This window comes from Dickeya zeae NCPPB 2538 (assembly GCF_000406165.1).
GTDB classification, from domain to species: domain Bacteria; phylum Pseudomonadota; class Gammaproteobacteria; order Enterobacterales; family Enterobacteriaceae; genus Dickeya; species Dickeya zeae.
Genome location: NZ_CM001977.1, coordinates 2,695,068 through 2,714,789 on the forward strand (window position 1 = coordinate 2,695,068; position 19,722 = coordinate 2,714,789).

General features: G+C 54.2%; 14 protein-coding genes and 1 pseudogene. All 15 read right to left on the bottom strand.

Going from position 1 to position 19,722, the window contains the following annotated elements:
- Positions 1-30: 30 nt before the first annotated feature.
- Complete coding sequence (locus DZE2538_RS11830) at positions 31-1,098, bottom strand: hypothetical protein (protein ID WP_038916439.1); 1,068 nt, start codon at positions 1,096-1,098, stop codon at positions 31-33.
- A complete protein-coding gene (locus DZE2538_RS20035; RefSeq protein WP_050568678.1) occupies positions 1,095-1,958 on the bottom strand; it encodes an aKG-HExxH-type peptide beta-hydroxylase in 864 nt (287 codons plus the stop codon). Before DZE2538_RS20035 ends, DZE2538_RS11830 begins: the two co-directional genes overlap by 4 nt.
- A 55-nt stretch (positions 1,959-2,013) precedes the next feature.
- Complete coding sequence (locus tag DZE2538_RS21035; protein ID WP_161624056.1) at positions 2,014-2,151, bottom strand: hypothetical protein; 138 nt, start codon at positions 2,149-2,151, stop codon at positions 2,014-2,016.
- 516 nt (positions 2,152-2,667) lie between these two features.
- A pseudogene (locus tag DZE2538_RS20385) lies at positions 2,668-3,274 on the bottom strand (helix-turn-helix domain-containing protein); the annotation flags it as partial.
- Between the two features lie 147 nt (positions 3,275-3,421).
- On the bottom strand, positions 3,422-4,702 hold the full coding sequence (locus DZE2538_RS11840; RefSeq protein WP_038916440.1) for an MFS transporter: 1,281 nt from the start codon (positions 4,700-4,702) through the stop codon (positions 3,422-3,424).
- A gap of 53 nt (positions 4,703-4,755) precedes the next feature.
- Positions 4,756-6,885 carry an alpha-galactosidase gene (locus DZE2538_RS11845; RefSeq protein WP_038916441.1) on the bottom strand — a complete coding sequence of 710 codons (2,130 nt, stop codon included), beginning with the start codon at positions 6,883-6,885 and terminating at the stop codon, positions 4,756-4,758.
- Between the two features lie 148 nt (positions 6,886-7,033).
- On the bottom strand, positions 7,034-8,056 hold the full coding sequence (locus DZE2538_RS11850; RefSeq protein ID WP_038916442.1) for a LacI family DNA-binding transcriptional regulator: 1,023 nt from the start codon (positions 8,054-8,056) through the stop codon (positions 7,034-7,036).
- A gap of 421 nt (positions 8,057-8,477) precedes the next feature.
- Positions 8,478-9,119: a formate dehydrogenase-N subunit gamma gene (fdnI, locus tag DZE2538_RS11855; protein WP_019846009.1), complete on the bottom strand. Its 642-nt coding sequence runs from the start codon at positions 9,117-9,119 to the stop codon at positions 8,478-8,480.
- Positions 9,112-10,035, bottom strand: coding sequence for a formate dehydrogenase subunit beta (gene fdxH, locus DZE2538_RS11860; RefSeq protein WP_038916444.1), 924 nt, complete (start codon positions 10,033-10,035; stop codon positions 9,112-9,114). Before fdxH ends, fdnI begins: the two co-directional genes overlap by 8 nt.
- A gap of 12 nt (positions 10,036-10,047) precedes the next feature.
- Positions 10,048-13,095, bottom strand: coding sequence for a formate dehydrogenase-N subunit alpha (gene fdnG, locus DZE2538_RS11865; protein ID WP_071603579.1), 3,048 nt, complete (start codon positions 13,093-13,095; stop codon positions 10,048-10,050).
- Between the two features lie 428 nt (positions 13,096-13,523).
- Positions 13,524-16,124 (bottom strand): bifunctional aconitate hydratase 2/2-methylisocitrate dehydratase, encoded by a 2,601-nt coding sequence (locus tag DZE2538_RS11870; protein ID WP_038916445.1) that lies wholly within the window; start codon positions 16,122-16,124, stop codon positions 13,524-13,526.
- A gap of 360 nt (positions 16,125-16,484) precedes the next feature.
- On the bottom strand, positions 16,485-17,027 hold the full coding sequence (gene citX, locus DZE2538_RS11875; RefSeq protein ID WP_038916446.1) for a citrate lyase holo-[acyl-carrier protein] synthase: 543 nt from the start codon (positions 17,025-17,027) through the stop codon (positions 16,485-16,487).
- Positions 17,024-18,553: a citrate lyase subunit alpha gene (citF, locus tag DZE2538_RS11880; RefSeq protein ID WP_038916447.1), complete on the bottom strand. Its 1,530-nt coding sequence runs from the start codon at positions 18,551-18,553 to the stop codon at positions 17,024-17,026. The genes citX and citF overlap by 4 nt, the downstream gene beginning before the upstream one ends.
- A gap of 89 nt (positions 18,554-18,642) precedes the next feature.
- On the bottom strand, positions 18,643-19,533 hold the full coding sequence (gene citE, locus DZE2538_RS11885; RefSeq protein ID WP_038916448.1) for a citrate (pro-3S)-lyase subunit beta: 891 nt from the start codon (positions 19,531-19,533) through the stop codon (positions 18,643-18,645).
- Positions 19,533-19,722: citrate lyase acyl carrier protein (citD, locus tag DZE2538_RS11890; RefSeq protein ID WP_038916283.1), on the bottom strand; the 190-nt coding region annotated here is incomplete at its 5' end. The genes citD and citE, both read right to left, overlap by 1 nt.

The window sequence follows — 19,722 nt, forward strand, 5'->3', positions numbered from 1 at the left end:
TTACATTGATATTATCCTGATAATATACAGCTAATCTAAAAATATAGATTTTATTATTCGCCTCAATTTATTTTCATCATCAACAGATATATGTGGATAAACTTGTTTTTCAATAGTGTTTTTAATATTAATTCCAACCTTCCCCTCCATCAAAGTTAAATCTTCCTCGGTGTAACATGCAGCTAATGCAGAAAGTGCAAGACGTACAGAGTAATCATTAAACTTCGGCTTTACTGTGTTTGTTATAAATTGTGAATATGATCTAAAAGTAGCCGAGGCAATAATTTCTTTTCTGATCTCATGATCAATATCATTTTTCGAACTATTTAGATAGGCAGAGATAACATCTATGTTATTTGGAGTGAATATTAATCTAGAAAGCTTTACTATAGCCCAAAAATTTTCCGTGTAACTCCATGCACCCATTGAATTTAGTAGTGTTGAAGAAAATGATTTCTCGTCATATCTATTCAGATTTAGAAAAAAATTAATCATTTTTTTGAATACAAGACCAGCCTCAGAATGATTCACCCTTATAAATGGAGGGAAATAGTTTAATTGTGCAGGTAATTCTGTAATTGGATGGGTCCTTACTATAATAGATATAGTTGGTTTTTCTATATGAAAAACAGCATGCTTTTCCTCTCGCCCAGGATAAATGGAGTGAAAATCGCCAGGATTTAGTATTTCTGCATCACAGAGCCAAGAATTTCCTAGAGCAAGATTTTGACTTACTATTTTTCTTTCATTAAATCCATATGCGGCGTTTAAAGAGACACCTTTTAACTGCTGTAGTACACCAGTAAATCCATGATCATGAATGGCTGTGTCTTTATCAAACCATGTAAGAACTTCAACATAAAACTTTCCATTATCGAATAACTTCACATGAAGATCAGAAAAGTCAGAACTGATCTGAACATTTTGCACATAACTATCATTCAGAAATGTAATAATGTCTTTATAGTCAAATTCTTTATGTAATTCATACCGAGACATTTCTTCTTTAGCGATATCTGGGAATATTCTATAATCATTATCACTCATCACCCAGCGATTCTCTATTCTCTTGGCCATTTCAAAAATTAATTTATTCATATAGCAACCTTAAAATTTTCGTGACTATTGATAACTTCTTCGCATCTATTAATGATATCCAGTGTATGCTCGGTTATCACAGCATCTCTGTTTAGCATTTTGCGAACATCTTCGATAGAATTAAGCGTATTCTGGCGCAAATTCTGAGTATTAGGATGTATTGAAACACTATTCTCACCAAGAAAACATCTACGAGAATTCAGTATTTCTGAAGAAACTACAATACTATGTATAACCTTATCCAATGGCCTAGCTCTAACAAGCAAGGCTGATATCGCATAGTTTTCTTTTTTTTGCATTTCTTTATAAAAAAACTGTTGATGGCATCTTTCATCTATAAATAATAAATGATGAGTTAACTCATGTACCAAAAACTCAGCAATATCATACTTTGTTAGTTTCCCATGACCACTTATCCAAACTACACCGATAGCGGTCGATGATGAACCACCAAATGAAGATGTATTACCTGATACTCTTGTTTTTCTGAAGAAAAAACTATGTATTATGAGATCGACCATGAAACGATACTCATATGTGAGAAGTTCTTTTGCCTCAGAAATCATCGAAGATAGCCGTTCTATTTCATTTTCTGAGTGTAAATCACCAATGATGTCATTTTGATTCATATCATTCAGACTACTCGGTTGATAAATCAGTTTTAACCTATCTGATACATCAGAGTCATAGATGAATTTATTGTCAGAATAATTAACAGGCTGGCGAGGCTGATGATAGCTAAGGAAATTAAGGTACGCACATCTCAAATCATCATTATTTTCTATTTTCTTTTCTGAAAATCTCTTAGAAAGAAGGTAAATATTTTTTATTGAATAATTGATGCCATATAATGATAACATAACAACCTCCAAATGAATGACAGCCTTAGTATTGTCTAAGGCTGTTTAGATATTTTTAGAGATCAAAGGCTAGCATGTTCATTGGACCTAAAACATCAACATCCTCTCTCTCCATATTCATAGTTTGTTCATTGGCTTCTTTAAATTCTTCATCCTTAACATTCGCAATAATCTCATCAATATTAATCATCATTACTTCCTCAAAATAGTTATATGCAGAAGGCGAGGCTTCAAAATAGTTAAATTTTAATTTACAACCATCTTTAAGCTTCAAAATTTTTATAGCGCCAATGTGATAAAACTGTCAATGCAGTCCAGAAACAATACAGTCCCAAGAAGAAAAACAAATACTCACAAAAAATCAGAAATAGGAATTAAAAAACAATAAGTTATTGATGTCTACATGTATAAAAAAACAAGAATTACATTCTAAATCCATCATATATTGATCTAGAACAATGAAGTAATTAATTTATTGAATATGAAACAAATATTTTTATCCCGAGATGATGGGAAAATAAAAAACCAATATCACAGATATATATAGAATTTTATCTCTTTATAATAAAGGAACATGAAAGTGTTATATCAAGCAGAATAAGTTTATATAAGTTATCACAAAAACAAAAACCAAGCACTTTGAAATAAAAATATCTAATTTAATTTATACATTATAATCACATGAAGTTAAGTGTTTATAAATAACCAAATATTTCTGGTTCTGTCCAGCCGTGTCGATACGATTCCGCTGCCCTTTGGGCATCCAATCGGCACCGACTTTCGGGTTCAGGTCTATATCTAATTCATCCTGATAAAACAAAGGATTAGCCTCTGACTCTTGAGCCAGCACCTGCTCGATAACAGCCGCTTTTCATCATAATGCGGGTCACTATTTTCAGCGTCGGCTCGGCTCTTCTACGACAGACCATACCGGCCTGTTTGAGGTATAGGTACAGAGTGGCACGGTGAGGCGATGAAGCGTCACGTCAAAAAGCCGGTTGACGATACGGGTCAGGAACTCCGTGTTCCAGCGGGAGCGCAGCCAGCCGAAATACTTCGGCGACCGGTCAGCAAGGCACTCGACCGGGTCTTAGGCTCTTAAGTCCTTCAACACCCTGTAAAGTAGACCAGTTTATCCATCTTCCGACGGATGAACGCGCAGCACAAAACAGTATGGCAACCTCGGTGACGGTCATTCCCCGATGCAACATCAACATGGCAATGAGTCGTCTGGCATAATTTTTATCGTGGGTTTGTTGGGCTGCTTTGCACATCAGTTGGCGTTCTTCATCAGGGATTGCTGCTATGATCGGCATCGCTCAGTCCGGTCAGTGATTTGAGATATTTGGCGATTGATCAGATCGCTCACTTTGGACTGAGTTCCCTTCAAGTGAGCTACTATTTGGCGAAGCTATTTAGGTCTCGGCCGCCATCCGAGGCGGCCGACCCAAGAGCGAACGCCGTTAAGACACCGTGGTTCGATACGCCGCTTGCGGTGCGCCACGTGTACCCGATAGCGTGAAAGCGGAGATCAGCGTCACCGTCAGGGCAATCGCCCCGAGGATTAAATAGGTGTGCTGAAAGCCAATACGGTCATACAGATTCCCGGCCATCGCTGACAGGAAAATCGCCGCCGATTGTTTGGCGAACTGAAAACCAATCAGGTAGATGGTGGCAGACAACCGGGTGTCAAAGGTGGTGGTGATATATTTGAACGCTCCTACCAGCAGGAACGGGACTTCCAGCGCATGCAGCATTTTCAGCGCGACCACTTCCACCACGCTGGTCGCAAACGCCGACCCGACGATACGCACCGTCATAATAATCCCCGCCACCAGCAGCGTGTTTTTAGCACCGATGCGATTGATGATCCACGGCGAGCAAAACATGATGATCGCATTCGCCAGTTCGCCCAGCGTGGTGGCAAAACCAAATACTTCATTACCCTGCTGCGGTGTAGCGAAAAACGATTTAAAGAAGTTGGCGAACTGTTGGTCAAACACATCGTACACGCAGGCGACGCCTACCACGTACAAGACGAACATCCACAGTTTGCGATCGCCGAACACCCGGCCTGTCATTTTTAGCGTGACTTGTGGCTGATTGGCACCTAACGCGTCCATCACCTGTGCTGTCGGGTGGGCTTCCGGTCGGGCTATCAGCAGCAACACGAGCAGCAACACCGCCGCGACCGACCCCATCCAAAACACCAGTTCCGGGTTAACGTTAAACAGGATACCCGCCGTGGAGGCACACAATCCCCAACCCAGGCAGCCAAACATGCGCGCTTTGCCGTACTCAAAACCGCTCTGGCGACTGACGCGCTCGATGTAGGCTTCCACCGCCGCAGAGCCTGCGGAAAACACCAGCCCGATGTAAACACCGCCCGTAACCGCCCCCAACAGGCTATTCACCTTTAATAGCGGTGCAAACACATACAAAAAGAACGGCGCGAACAAAAACAGCAGGATGGCGATGACCCACAGCAAGTGTTTTTTCAATCCCAGCCGGTCGGACAGTACCCCCATCAACGGCTGGAACAGAATGGCAAACAGTGAAATGGCGGAGAACACCACCCCGGTCTGGGTTTTGTTCAGACCAATCACCTCCGCCAGCCACACCGGCAGAAACGGGAAACAGGTCGCCATAATGAAAAAATACAGAAAGAAGAACAGGCCGAAAATCCAGAAATTACGATTATGTTTATGTGTTGTCGTGTGTAGGGTCGGTTGACTGATGTCCATATATCTATCCTTAAAAAGGCCAGTCGGGGGAGAGGTCGCCCTCTCCCGCTGTATTACAGACGTTCTAATTCCAGTAACAGCGCCGTTTCCGGGTTAAGAATGGGCAGGCGTAACCCGGCTTTCATCAACCATTCGCCGCTGTATTGCGCCGGTGCCGCCATCCAGGACGGTAACTGGCGCATGGTGCTGCCACCTTCGATAACCGGCTTCAGGTCTGGGTGGTCCACCACGGTTAAGCGATAACGGGCCTGCGCATCCAGCCCCGGGAAACGCAGCACCCCGGCCAGCGCGTAATCCGGCATGGCCAGTTGCGCGACCAGAAACAGCGCCTGCCGCCTATCCTCGCTGACGACACCCTGCACCTGTGTGGTGGCATCCGGCATATCGACCCGCCACAGGCGGCCGGTGTGCAATAGCGTGCGGTACTGGCGGTGCAACGCCACGTAATGGCGAAAACCAGCCTGTTCCTGCACGTCGGCACGTACCGGATCCAGCTCGATACCCATGTGACCAAACAACGCCGTCAGGCCACGAAAGGCAATACTGTGCTGACGCCCGGTGGCGTGACAGCGGTGGTGGCCGATGTGTGCGCCCATCACTTCGGGTGGGAAGAAGTAACTCATACCACGCTGAATCGTCTGCCGCTCCAGCGCGTCGTTATTGTCAGACGCCCAGAAGCGGTGGCTACGCCGCAGCACCTCGTAGTCGATACGCCCACCGCCAGAGGCACAGGACTCAAACTCCACCTGCGGGAAGCATTCGCCCAGTACATCAAGCAGATGATAAAACGCCTTTGTCTGGCGATCGGCGGCCGCCTGCCCCTGATGGGCCGGTTGCACCAGCTCGCGGTTCATGTCCCACTTCACGTAATCGATAGGGTGTTCACCCAGCAGCCAGCTCAGGCGCGCCAGCAGATAATCGAATACCTCAGGGTTCGCCAGATCGAGTGCATACTGATAACGCCCGGTCGGCTGCTCGTAACCGGGCACGGCCAGCAACCAATCCGGGTGCGCGCGATACAGCTCGGAATTCGGGTTGACCATTTCCGGCTCCACCCAGATACCGAACTCCATGCCGAGTGAGCGCACATGGTTTATCACCGGCATCAGCCCTTGCGGGTATTTTTCCGCGTCCACGTACCAGTCGCCGAGGGCGGCACGGTCATGGTCACGCCCGCGAAACCAGCCGTCATCGATAATAAAACGCTCAACACCCAGCGCAGCAGCCTGCGTCGCCATCTGCATGATGTAGTCCGGGTCGTGTTTAAAATAGATACCTTCCCAGGTATTGAGGTGCACCGGGCGGGCGTTAGCGCGAGGAAAGCGAATAATTTCCTGGCGCAAAAAGCGGTGAAACTGTTGGCTCATACCGTTGAGTCCCTGCTCAGAGCAGGCGGCGTACAGCCACGGCGTGGTCAGGGATTCCCCCTGCGCCAGCGCGATTTCGCCGGGCAGATACAGCGCTTCCGCCTGCACCAGCCGTCGTCCATCGGTTTTCACCTCCGCTCGCAACCGATGGTTGCCGCTCCAGCCGAGGTGCGCCCCCCATACGCGTCCCTGTTGCTCGGAAAATCCCGGCTCGCCGCTCACCATCGCCGGGAAATATTCATGCGAGGTGCGCCCACGGCGGTTTTCCTGAACCAGACTGCCGTGTGACAGTAGCGTGCGGTGTGGCTGAAACTCCCGTACCCAGCGCCCGTGAAACGCCATCACCTCCGCCGCCGATTCCGGCAACGGCAACGTGACCGCCAGCCGCTGCACCTGCCAGTCACCCGGATGCAGGTTGGTCAGACAATGACGCAGTTGCAGCACACCGCTGTCAGCGTGCAGCTTGAATTCGCTGGTCAGACGCAAGCCCGCCTGACGGTCTTCTGCGTCAATGATCAGGTGTTGTGGACTCGGTTGTTCTACCGCCACGGTAGTCAACACCGCAAAGGCGTCAAGACCGTTACGATGCCCTTCAACGCCCGGCGAGCCAAATAACCCACGCCCGGTTTCCGCCGCCAGTGTCACCGGCACATCTACATCCAGTCGGCCGTTCGCCACTGGTCGTGACAGACTCTGCACATCCTGTGGTGAAAAGTCTGCCAGATGTGGCCCCCAATACAGTATTTCCGCTGCCGGTCGGCAGCGCACAATCACATCCGTCACCGAACTGGTCAGACGAATTAGCGTCGTTTCCATCCTCATCCTCCTGAATGGTTGATGAGGTTAGTTGTATTCCGAAACGTTTCGGATAAAAACCGAAACGTTTCGGTTTTGTGATCGGGTTAAAAAACGAACGCAGGAACAAGGGAGGAAAACGATGACGAAACAGGCGGACGCAGTCGGGTTATTTCGTTGCTGGCGGTGAGTTATCCGTCAGTCCGGCGCGCAACTGTGGTTGCCATAACACCTGTAGTGAGGAGGGGGCTTCCCCCATCAACAAACGCGACACCATCTGGGCTATCTGCTGGCCCACCTGCGAACGGGTAGCCTGTGTGATGGCGGTGACCGGTATCTCCAGCAACGAGTCGGCTGGCAGGCCATCATAGACGATCAACGATACCGCGCGCTCCCCTTGCAGACGGCCGCTGTCGCGCAACGCCAGCGCCGCCCCTTCCCCTTGTGTGCTGCCATCGATAACGATAGCGGTAGGAGGCTGTGGCAACGCCAGCCATTGCAACGTTGCCTGATACCCTTCCCGGCGTGATGGTGCCACCTGCCGTAACAGTTCATCACGCGGGGCGATACCGGCTGCCGCCAATGCTTCCAGATAGCCAGCGCGACGTTGGGCGATAAAGGATTGCGGATGATGTTCGCCAAGAAAAGCGATGTGACGGTGACCGAGCGAGATCAAATGCCGGGTGGCGAGCGCCGCACCGGCCTGACTGTCAAAATCGAACCAGGCATAGGGCAATGGCAGATCACTGCGCCCGAGCGCCAAAAACGGAAAGCCGACCGATTGCAGGTATTGCAGTCGGGGGTCTTGTTGCAACGTATGCGCGACGATCAACGCATCCACCCGGCGGCTTTCTATCATGCGTAAAAACGCATGGTGATCGGCCTGCTCCTTGTCGGCAATCAGCAGCAGATCAATCTCCTGCTTCGCCAGCTCGTGGCTGATTTCCGCCACCATCTCCATAAAAGTGGTGTTACTGAGCGGTGCGGGCTGCATCGGAAACACCAGCCCTACCGCGTCAATACGCCCCATTTTCAGTCGGCGGGCAAACGTATTGGGGCGATAACCAAGACGTCGCGCTTCTTCTTCCACCCTCAGGCGCGTTTGAGCGGCCACGTCATCGTAGCCATTGAGCGCCCGGCTGACGGTGGTGACCGATAATCCCAACGTTTTTGCAATCTGTTTCAGTGACATGGCGCATCATTCACCCTGAATGCTATTACGGGCCAGACTACCACAAATCACGGCAAGGGGGGATGCGAGAGGCGGTTGACAAACAGCCAAGTGGTTTTGTGAACGGTGATATCTGTCTGGGTTGTGGATGATTTCGTGCGAGGTAAAGCCAATCTTTCCTTTGTAACATTATCTCTCGCACGACAAGGAGAGGCTCAAACGCCGCCTCTCCTTGACCACTGGCTTGAGGGCTAAACTGTGCCGCTTCGCGGTTCCTTCGGCGTTCGCCTTCGCTGTTCGGGCCGCCCGTGACGCTCTCCCGGAGCGGCACGGGCTTTCGCCGAGTCCATGCGGCTCACCCGGCGAAGTCGTCCACCTCAGCACCGTTTTTAACGCCGGAAAACCCTTCGCCTGTCATGAAAGGCACTACGAGAAGAGAGCCTTACTTCTTGTCTTTGTTGGCTTTATCGATCACCATGCGCGCCCAGCGCGGGTGGTGTTTCAGCGCCCACTTCTCCGAGACCTTGCCTTCAATCATGCCTTTGATCGAACCACGGACCCAGAACGCCATGTACAGGTGAATCAAAATGGCGTGGATCAGCACAATGGCGGCGGTGGCGTGCAGCAAAATGGCATAACGCACCAGGTCTATCGGGAACAAATGGGCGAAGTACGGCCGCCACATGATGACACCGGTAATCAACAGCACCAGCGTTAAGCCCATGATGCTCCAGAACATCAGTTTCTGGCCGGGGTTGTATTTACCCACATCCGCCACTTCATGCTCGTTGCCCTTGAGTACCTCAATGATATTCAGGAACCACGGCACATCCTGACGTTTCGGGATATTATGACCGACAAAACGGATAAACATCGGCACCAGACACACCACAATCAAAATACCGAAGAACGGGTGCATGATGCGCCCCATCTGCGGCGTACCGAAGGTTTGCGTCAGCCATTGCAGCGTCGGGAAAAACAGCGCGATCCCCGACAGCGCCACCAGAAAGAAACTGATCACCACAATCCAGTGGCAAACACGGTCGGCGAACTTCGTGCGCACAATCATTTTTGGGTTACTCATGCTTATCGTCTCCTTCATGCGCCTGTTCTTTATCCGAATGTGCGTCATCCGAATGTGCTATCTCCTCCGTGTTCGGGCCAATACCGATGTAGTGGAACATCAACCCGGCGAAGGTGGCGACAAAGCCCAGCGTAGATAACGGCTTGAGAATGCCTTTCCACAGGTTGACTGGCGTCGAGATTTTCGGATTATCCGGCAGGTTGTGGTACAGCGACGGTTTATCCGCATGATGCAACACATACATCACATGCGTACCGCCGACGCCTTCAGGGTCATACAGACCGGCGTTGGTGTAACCGCGTTTTTTCAGATGCGCGATACGTTCGGCCGCCACGTTCTTCATTTCTTCTTTGGTACCGAAATGAATCGCGCCGGTCGGGCAGGTTTTCACGCAGGCCGGTTCCTGACCAGTGCTGACGCGATCGACACACAGCGTACATTTGTAGACGCGGTTATCCTGCTTGTTTAAGCGTGGAATATTGAACGGACACCCGGCGATACAGTAGCCACAACCGATGCAGTGTTCAGACTGAAAATCGACGATACCGTTGGCGTACTGAATAATGGCACCGGCCGACGGGCAGGCTTTCAGGCAGCCCGGCTCGGCACAGTGCATACAGCCGTCCTTGCGGATCAACCATTCCAGACGGTCTTCGCTCTCCACTTCAGAAAAGCGCATCACCGTCCAGGATTTCGCGCTCAGATCGGTGGGGTTGTCGTACACCCCCACGTTGTGACCGACTTCATCACGAATGTCGTTCCACTCGGAACAGGCCGCCTGACAGGCTTTACAGCCGATACAGGTAGTGACGTCGATAAGTTTGGCGACTTCGCTTTTATCATCCCGAACCTGTGGCGGCGGCGTCAGGCTACTGGTGGCCGAACGCTGGATAATATCCTGAGATTGCATTGACATAACGTTTTACCCTTACACCTTTTCCACATTGACCAGAAACGCCTTGTACTCCGGCGTTTGCGAGTTGGCATCGCCGACGCTAGGCGTCAGGGTATTCGCCAGGAATCCCTTGCGCGTCGTCCCTTCGAATCCCCAGTGACAGGGAATGCCGACGGTTTCAATCGCTTTTCCGGCCACGGTCAATGTTTTGATACGCTTGGTCACCACCGCTTTGGCTTTGATGTAACCGCGCTGGCAGGAGACCTTCACCATATCGCCCGCCTGAATCCCTTTGCTTTTCGCCAGGTTCTCGCCGATTTCGATAAACTGCTCCGGCTGGATGATCGCATTCATACGCGCATGCTTGGTCCAGTGACGGAACAGCTCGGTGATGGAATAGGTCGTAGCGACATACGGGAAATCGCTCGCCTTACCCATGGTTTTCGCATCACGCGCAAACAGGCGTGTCGCCGGGTTCGATACCACCGACGGGTGCAGCGGGTTGGTGCCGATCGGGCTTTCTATCGGTTCGTAGTGTTCCGGGAATGGGCCATCCGCCAGCTTATCCATTGAGAACAGCCGTGCGACGCCTTCTGGTAACATGATGAACGGCATGGTGTCTTTGCCCGGCGCTACTGTGGCAGCAAAGTCTGGCACGTCGATGCCTTTCCATTTCTGGCCGGTCCATTCCAGCAGTTTGCGTTTGCTGTCCCAGGGTTTGCCCTGCAAATCCGCCGAAGCGCGGTTATACAGAATGCGGCGGTTTTGCGGCCAACACCACGCCCAACCCGGCGTACAACCCAGCCCGACATCGGTATTGTCGCGGTTCGCCATCTGGTTACCGGCTTCGGTCCAGCTACCGGCGTAAATCCAGCAGAAGCTGGCGGTGGTGCCGTCGTCACGCAACTGCGAGAAGTCCGCCAGTTGTTGGCCTTTTTTCAGCAGCAGATTGCCTTTCTCATCGAACACATCCGCCAGCGCCATACCATTGGATTCACGGGCAATTTCTTCCGGCGTCGGGTCTTCCGGGTCCTGATAGTTCCAGTTGATGTTCAACACCGGTTCCGGGCACACACCGCCCTCTTCCCGGTACAGTTCACGCAGGCGCGTCATCAGGCGACCGAGGATCTTCGCGTCGTGCAGCGCTTCAGCCGGTGGCTCAGCCGCCGCCCAGTGCCATTGCAGCCAGCGCCCGGAGTTGGCGATAGAACCGTTTTCTTCAGCAAAACAGCTCGACGGCAGACGGAATACTTCGGTCTGAATCTCAGCCGAATTCACGTCATTAAACTCGCCGTGGTTCTGCCAGAAGGTGGAGGTTTCGGTCGCCAGCGGGTCGATCACCACCATGTATTTCAGTTTCGATAACGCGGCGGTAGCCTTGTTTTTGTTGGAGAACGCCGCCAGCGGGTTGAAGCCCTGAACGATGTAGCCGTTCATTTTGCCGTCCAGCATCAGTTCGGTTTGGGCCATGACGTCATAGCTGCGGTCCCACTTCGGCAGCCAGTCATAACCCCAGTTGTTGGAGGCCTGCGCGTTATCACCCCAGAAGCTCTTCATCATGCTGATAAAGAACTTCGGCGTATTCTTCCAGTAGTTAACCTGATCCGCCAGCAGCGCATCCGGCGTGATCTGACTGAGGTAGGTTTTCAGGTCACCCTGTTTTTCAGACGGCAACGGCATGTAACCCGGCAGGTTGAGGCTCAGCAGCCCCAGGTCGGTATACCCCTGAATGTTGGAGTGACCACGCAGCGCATTGATGCCGCCGCCCGCCATACCGATGTTGCCGAGCAACAGTTGGATCATGGCCGCCGAGCGGATGATCTGCGCGCCGTTGGTGTGATGCGTCCAGCCCAGTGCATACATGAAGGTCGCGGTTTTGTTCGGCACGCAGGTGCTGGCCAGCGACTGGCAAATCTCTTCATAGGCTTTCGCCGGTGTGCCGCACAGCGAGGTCACCATCTCCGGCGTGTAACGGGAAACATGTTTTTTTAGCAGGTTCCACACGCAGCGCGGATGACTTAAGGTCATGTCCCGTTTGGCGAAACCGTCCGCCCCCAGTTCGTACTGCCAGCTGCTCTTGTCGTACTGGTGCGTCTGGCTGTTATAACCACTGAACAGCCCCTCGTCGAAGCTGAAATCCTCACGCACGATCAGGCTGGCGTTGGTGTAAGACTTCACATACTCGTGGTGAATCTTGTCGTGGGTGATCAGGTAGTTGACGACACCGAGCAGGAAAGCGGCATCCGACCCGGCGCGGATCGGCGCGTACAGGTCAGCAACGGCGGCAGAACGGTTAAAACGCGGGTCAACCACAATCAGTTTGGCATCGTTATGGGTTTTGGCTTCCACCGCCCATTTGAAGCCGACCGGATGCGCCTCCGCCGCGTTGCCACCCATCACGATGATCACGTTGGCGTTTTTGATGTCCACCCAGTTGTTGGTCATCGCCCCACGGCCGAACGTCGGTGCCAGCGCGGCAACGGTCGGGCCGTGGCACAGGCGCGCCTGACAATCGATAGCCACCATACCCAGCGAACGGGCAAACTTCTGGTCGAGAATACCGGTTTCATTACTGGCGGCAGACGAGCACAGCATCCCGGTGGTCAGCCAGCGGTTGACCAGCGTGCCTTTAGCGTTAACACGCTCAAAGTTGGCGTCACGGTCTTTTTTCATCAGCCGGGCGATACGGTCGATCGCCTCATCCCAACTGATACGCTGCCATTTGTCTGAACCCGGCGCACGGTATTCCGGGTATTTCAGGCGACCTTCGCTATGGATGTAATCCACCAGACCGGCACCTTTCGGGCACAACGAACCACGGCTGACCGGGTGATCCGGGTCCCCTTCAATGTGAAAGATGGCCTGTTTAGCGTTTTTTGCCCCATCACCCAGGCTGTACATCAGTAGCCCGCAGCCCACAGAGCAATACGTGCAGTTATTACGGGTTTCTTTTGAGCGCAGCAGTTTGTACTGACGAACAGAGGCCATCGCCTCTGTGGGTGTAAATCCTAAAACAGCGAGTGTAGTCCCTGCCATTCCCCCGGCGCAGACTTTAAAAAAGCCCCTTCGATTAACTTGCATGTTTTTCCCTATCATTTTATGTGTCTTTTTTGTTGCGAGGAATCTAACAACACGCCACGAGGAGATTTTGAGCAAAATCAAGAATTACGGTTTTAATAGTACATTCACCCCCTTTATGGGTATTTATGCTCAGACTTTCGCTATGCAAGTAAATACACAACGATATCCGCCTGTTGTCGTTTAGCGTCGTGTCTACCTCATCTCATTCCGGCAACCTGCCGTTCCCCAGACGTTAACAACGTAATGCAATAACTATCAGACGAATAAATCGATACGGCGTAGCGCTGCAACATGTCAGCAACACCTTAAATGCAAGGTGATGAAAGCCGAGTGATAAAAGCGGGGGGTAATGGAAGCGAACGTGAAAGCGGGGTAATGCCGCACACACCGGCATTAAAAATGGCCCGCATCAATGCGGGCCAGCATGATCAAACAGCCTGTACCGGAATACGCTTTCCTGCCGCCGGATCTGCCGGTGCAGCAAAGTTCAAATAGCGGTAAATATCTGACGCAGACGGGGACAGAACCGCCACCTGCTGCAAATACTCCGCCGCCGTAGGCAACCGACCCAGTATCGCCGCTACCGTACTCAGCTCAGCCGATGCCAGGTAGACGCTGGCGTCCGTCCCCAGACGATGCGGGAAATTACGTGTCGAGGTGGAAACCACATGGCTACCGGCTTTCACGCGGGCCTGATTCCCCATACAGAGCGAACATCCAGCCGGTTCAATACGCACGCCTGATTTAATGAACTGGCTAAAATAGCCCTCATCGCTAAGCTGGTGGGCATCCATACGTGTGGGCGGTGCCAGCCAAAGCCGGGCGGCGATATCCCCTTGATGTTGCGACATCAGTTTACCTGCCGCACGGAAATGCCCAATATTGGTCATGCATGAACCGATAAACACCTCATCAATACGGTTTCCTGCCACATCGGAGAGGGTTTTCACATCATCCGGGTCATTGGGAACGCACAGAATCGGCTCGTTGATGGTTGCCAGATCGATCTCGATAACAGCGGCATAGTCAGCGTCGGCATCGGCTTCCAGCAACTGCGGATCATCCAGCCACTGTTCCATGCGTTCAACGCGCCGTGCCAGCGTCGGCGCATCCTGATATCCCTCTTCTATCATGCTGCGCAGCAACGCCACATTCGAGCGCAAATAGGTTTCCACTTCCGTCTGCTCGAGCTTGATGGTACAGGCCGCCGCCGAGCGCTCGGCCGAGGCATCCGCCAGTTCAAACGCCTGCTCGACGCTCAACCCCGCCAGACCCTCAATTTCCAGAATACGGCCGGAGAAGATGTTTTTCTTACCCTGCTTGGCGACAGTCAGCAACCCTTGCTGGATAGCAAAGTAAGGGATGGCATGGACCAGGTCACGCAGCGTAATGCCCGGTTGCATCTGCCCTTTAAAGCGCACCAGTACCGACTCTGGCATATCCAGCGGCATGATGCCGGTTGCCGCCGCGAACGCCACCAGACCGGAACCACCGGGGAACGACAGACCAATCGGGAAACGAGTGTGGGAATCTGCACCGGTGCCGACGGTATCCGGCACCAGCATCCGGTTGAGCCAGGAGTGGATGATGCCATCACCCGGACGCAGCGATACCCCATTACGCTGGGTGATAAAATCCGGCAGGGTCTTATGCAGATTGACGTCAACCGGTTTCGGGTAAGCCGACGTGTGGCAGAACGACTGCATCACCAGATCGGCAGAGAATTGCAGGCAGGCCAAATCTTTCAGCTCATCGCGTGTCATGCCGCCGGTGGTATCCTGCGAGCCCACCGTGGTCATCTGCGGCTCACAATACTGCCCCGGACGAACACCGGCAACGCCACACGCCTTACCCACGATTTTCTGCGCCAGCGTATAGCCGCGTGATGACTCGGCAGGTGCCTGAGGCAAACGGAATGCCGTGCTTGCGGCCAGCCCCAACGACTGACGGGCACGTGCGGTCAGGCTGCGCCCGACGATCAGCGCAATACGTCCGCCCGCGTGCACTTCATCCAGCAGCACGTCGGTTTTCAGGCTAAAGCGGGTGATCAGGGTATTATCATCATGGCGACGCACGTCACCCTGATAGGGATACACATCAATCACATCACCCGTCGACAGCGCGGTCACATCCATCTCGATTGGCAGCGCGCCGGAGTCTTCCAGTGTGTTAAAGAAAATCGGCGCGATTTTACCGGCCAGCACCACCCCACCGGCACGCTTGTTTGGTACGAACGGAATATCCTGCCCGATGTGCCACAGAATCGAGTTAGTGGCGGATTTACGCGACGAACCGGTGCCCACCACATCACCGACATACACCAGCGGATGCCCCTGCGCTTTCAGGGCTTGCATCTGCGCCACCGGGCCGATAGACCCCGGTTTATCCGGCGTGACGCCATCACGCGGCACGCTCAGCATGCACAGCGCATGCAGCGGGATATCCGGACGCGACCAGGCTTCCGGTGCCGGAGACAGGTCATCAGTGTTGGTTTCACCCGCGACTTTAAATACCGTCAGCGTGATTTTTTCCGCCAGAGCCGGACGAGCGCTAAACCATTCGGCCTCGGCCCAGGACTGTAATACCCGCTGTGCAGCAACATTCCCCTGCCCGGCTTTCTTTTCAATCTCACCAAAATAATCAAATATCAGCAGCGTATGGCTGAGTGCCTTTACTGCTTCTTCGGCTAGCTCATTATTATCGAGTGCATCAATTAATGGCTGAATATTATAGCCACCCTGCATCGTCGCCAATAAACGCACAGCAGCAACCGGAGAAATTGCCGCAATAGTTAGCTCGCCACGTACAATTTTCCCCAGAAAATCGGCTTTCACTTGTGCCGCATCATCAACGCCGGGAGAAATATGGTATGTCAGCAGGTCAAGCCACGCCGGAATATCGCCAGAGGACTGATTTTCGCTGGCAGATAATTGAGCGACCAGATCTGTCGCCTGCTGGGCAGTTAACGGCTTGGGCGGAATGCCCATTTCACGTCGTTCTGCAATATGGGCATTATACTGTTCTAACATGACAACTCCTCTTACCATGGCAATGGTAATCAATGCGTAATTAACGCCAAAATAAAAACAGGTTTGGGTTCAGAGTATTGACATAACAATTGGCGATATCATTTTTATACCCGTCATACTTCACGCTATTAGAGTTATTTTGGGTATATCATTTTCAGTCAGACATGCGGTCCTAAGCCCGGAAAATAAATAACGAGCAAACATCAAATAAAGAAAGTCAGTGCCGCAATACTGGCCTGCAAATACTGGACTGAAATAGCGGTGCGCCCTTATTACGGATTCACCCAGCCAACCCGACACCACTTCGGCGTCAGCCGTACCACCAAAACCGACACCATCCGCTGGTGAAGAGCCGTCTGATCAGCGTCCGTCAAGCCAGCCATGCAACATCGATTCGATGCGCCCTACCACCGCCGTCAGCGTATGACGCTGTCCACGGGAACACACATGAGCCGGTTCATCACACAGCAGACACCGACGAGGTTCGTGCGCCAGCAGCGTTCGACTCACCGACCCGGCCTTCGGGCAGAACACGTCAAAATCCCACAGCCGCCCCAGCGGATGCTGCTCTTCCAGCGCAATCGCCGCCGCCTTCACACTCAGCGCATCCTTGGTTATCACCCAGAACGCCTCCGACCCCGTCTCCAGCCAGTGCAGCTGCTGCGCCGGCACCCCCCATCCCCGGGCCAGACACAGGTCGTTGAACGCCGCCACCGCGGCCCCCATCGCCCGCCGGTACAGCGCCGAGTCCTTCACCGCACCCGGCGTCACCAGCGTCAGCGACACCACCGTCGACTGGTGCAACGCCAGCAGCTGCTGCTGGCGTGCATGGCGGCGCTCCTTCGCCGCCAGCAGACTGTCCAGTGAGACGCTGACCGCAGTGCCTGTCACTGTCTCGCTCACGCGTTGTCCTCTTTCACCTGACGCACCACGTCGATCACGCTGCCGTCACGGTAGCGGATCACCCCCACGATGCGGTCGTGGAATTCAATCGCCTTCGGCTCGCCCACCAGCGCTATCGCCCGCTGATACAGTTCTTCGATAGGCATCACGCTCAGCCCGGCCTCGGTCAGCCGCGCGGCTACTTCCGGGCGTGCCGGGTTCACCGCGATACCGTGGTCCGTCACCAGCACGTCTATCGCGCTGCCTGGGGTCACGCAGGTGGTCACCTGACGCACCACCGTCGGGATACGGCTGCGGATCAGCGGGGCCACCACGATGGTCAGGTTCGCTGCCGTCGCCACGTCGCAGTGCCCGCCCGACGCCCCGCGCATCACCCCGTCCGACCCGGTTATCACGTTCACGTTGAACCGGGTGTCGATTTCCAGCGCACTCAAAATCACCACGTCCAGCTGGTCGCAGCACGCCGCCTTGGCGCTCGGGTTGGCGTACACGTTGGTCGAGATTTCCACGTGTTTCGGGTTTTTCGCCAGCGAGGCCGCCGCGTTGGCGTCAAAGCACTGGGTATCCAGCAGCGTCTCTATCAGCCCCTTCTCGTGCAGGTCGACGATGCTGCCGGTGATGCCGCCAAGCGCAAAGCGCGCCGTCACCCCCTGCTTGTGCATCCGGTCTTCCAGAAAACGGGTACAGGCGGTCGAGGCCGCGCCGGAGCCGGTCTGGATGGAAAAGCCCGGTTTGAAGTAGCCGGAATGGGCTATCACGTCCGCCGCCCGGCGCGCTATCAGCAGCTCGCGCGGGTTGCTGGTCACGCGCGCCGCCCCCACGCTGATTTTCGCCGGGTCGCCCACTTCCTCCACCGGCACCACGAAGTCCACCTGGTCCTGCACGATGCTGGCCGGCATGTTCGGGAACGGCACCAGGCTTTCCGTCAGCAGCACCACCGTCTTCGCGTAGTGCGCGTCCACCATCGCGTAGCCCAGCGACCCGCAGCGCGATTTCCCCGACGTGCCGTTGGCGTTGCCGAATTCGTCGCTGCTCGGCACCCCGAGGAATGCCACGTCTATCGTCAGCTCCCCGCTCTGCAGCAGGTGCACCCGTCCGCCGTGCGAGTGGATCTGCACCGGCTCTGTCATCAGCCCGTGCGAAATCGCGTCCGCCAGCTTGCCGCGCATGCCGGAGGTGTAGATACGGCTGATCACCCCGTTGCGGATATGCTCGATCAGCGGCGCGTTGCAGGTCATCAGCGAGCTCGACGCCAGCGTCAGGTCCTTAAAGCCCAGCCGGGCCAGCGTGTCCACCACGTGGTTGATCACCTTGTCCCCTTCACGGAACGCGTGGTGGAAGGAGATGGTCATGCCGTCCCGCAGCCCGCTCTTGCGGATGGCCTCCTCCAGGTCGGCACACAGCTTGCGCCGGTGTTTTTCGGTGACGTCATCCAGCCAGGGGGTACGGTGGTTGGCACTGACGAACGGGTGCAGCGGACGTTGTTCCGGGTATTGCTTCTGCAGTGCTTCAATAAAGTTACTCATGCTCTCATCCTGTCATTGCGACGGCCCGCCGGGGCGTGCTCCCGCCACCGGCCGGCCCGTGCAGAATCTGTCGGTTAACCGGGCCGTGCCTACTGGCGCACGCCGGAGGCCCGCGCACGCTCCACCACCTGGCGGGCGTGGTTGATAATCGGGCCGTCGATCATTTTTCCGTTCAGCGAGATGACCCCCAGGCCGGCGCGCTCGCCCTCTTCCGCCGCCTTAATCACCAGGTGGGCGTAGTCCACCTCGTCCTGGGTCGGCGCGTAGGCGTTGTGCAGCAGTTCAATCTGCCGCGGGTTGATCAGCGACTTGCCGTTGAAGCCCAGCTTGCGGATCAGCTCCACTTCCTTCAGGAACCCCTCCTCGTCGTTGACGTTGGAGTACACCACGTCAAACGCGTCGATACCGGCGGCACGGGCGGCATGCAGCACCGCACAGCGGGCGTAGAACAGCTCGGTGCCGTCCCCGCGCTCGGTCTGCATGTCCATCACGTAGTCGAACGCCGCCAGCGCGATGCCAATCATGCGCTCGGACGAGCGGGCGATGGACACCGCGTTAATCACCCCGACCGCCGACTCGATGGCCGCCATGATGCGGGTGGAGCCGACGGCCCGGCCGCAGGCCTTCTCGATGCGCGCCAGGTGGTGCTCCAGCTCGTCGACGTCGTCGGTGGAGTCGGTCTTCGGCAGGCGGATGACATCCACCCCGCCGCGCACCGCCGCTTCCAGGTCCTTGAGCCCGAACGGGGTGTTGAGCTGGTTGATGCGCACCACGGTTTCAATGTCCCGGTACATCGGGTGCTGCAGCGCATGGAACACCAGCAGGCGCGCGGTATCTTTCTCGCGCAGCGACACCGCGTCCTCCAGGTCGAACATGATGGAGTCCGGCTGGTAGATGAAGGCGTTGGACAGCATGGCGGCATTGGCGCCCGGCAGGAACAGCATGCTGCGGCGCAGTTTTTTCGGTTGCGTGGTGCTCATCACAGTCTCTCCCAGTCAATCTGTTCCACATCGGCGGCACGCAGCACGGCGCTCTGCACCCGGGCCCGGATGACGCAGTCCAGCGCCCCCTTGTCTTCCACCACCACGGTGCCGGACTCAACGCCCAGCGCACTCAGCGTGTCGTTCACCACCCGGGTGATCTGTGCGCCAAACTGCTTGATGACCTCA

Excerpts from the sequence above, each read along its gene's own strand:
- DZE2538_RS11845 (WP_038916441.1), bottom strand. The coding sequence starts at position 6,885 with ATGGAAACGACGCTAATTCGTCTGACCAGTTCGGTGACGGATGTGATT.
- DZE2538_RS11850 (WP_038916442.1), bottom strand. The coding sequence starts at position 8,056 with ATGTCACTGAAACAGATTGCAAAAACGTTGGGATTATCGGTCACCACC.
- fdxH (WP_038916444.1), bottom strand. The coding sequence starts at position 10,035 with ATGTCAATGCAATCTCAGGATATTATCCAGCGTTCGGCCACCAGTAGC.
- DZE2538_RS11830 (WP_038916439.1), bottom strand. The coding sequence starts at position 1,098 with ATGAATAAATTAATTTTTGAAATGGCCAAGAGAATAGAGAATCGCTGG.
- DZE2538_RS20035 (WP_050568678.1), bottom strand. The coding sequence starts at position 1,958 with ATGTTATCATTATATGGCATCAATTATTCAATAAAAAATATTTACCTT.
- fdnI (WP_019846009.1), bottom strand. The coding sequence starts at position 9,119 with ATGAGTAACCCAAAAATGATTGTGCGCACGAAGTTCGCCGACCGTGTT.
- DZE2538_RS21035 (WP_161624056.1), bottom strand. The coding sequence starts at position 2,151 with ATGATGATTAATATTGATGAGATTATTGCGAATGTTAAGGATGAAGAA.
- citF (WP_038916447.1), bottom strand. The coding sequence starts at position 18,553 with ATGAGTAACTTTATTGAAGCACTGCAGAAGCAATACCCGGAACAACGT.
- citE (WP_038916448.1), bottom strand. The coding sequence starts at position 19,533 with ATGAGCACCACGCAACCGAAAAAACTGCGCCGCAGCATGCTGTTCCTG.
- fdnG (WP_071603579.1), bottom strand. The coding sequence starts at position 13,095 with ATGCAAGTTAATCGAAGGGGCTTTTTTAAAGTCTGCGCCGGGGGAATG.
- DZE2538_RS11870 (WP_038916445.1), bottom strand. The coding sequence starts at position 16,124 with ATGTTAGAACAGTATAATGCCCATATTGCAGAACGACGTGAAATGGGC.
- DZE2538_RS11840 (WP_038916440.1), bottom strand. The coding sequence starts at position 4,702 with ATGGACATCAGTCAACCGACCCTACACACGACAACACATAAACATAAT.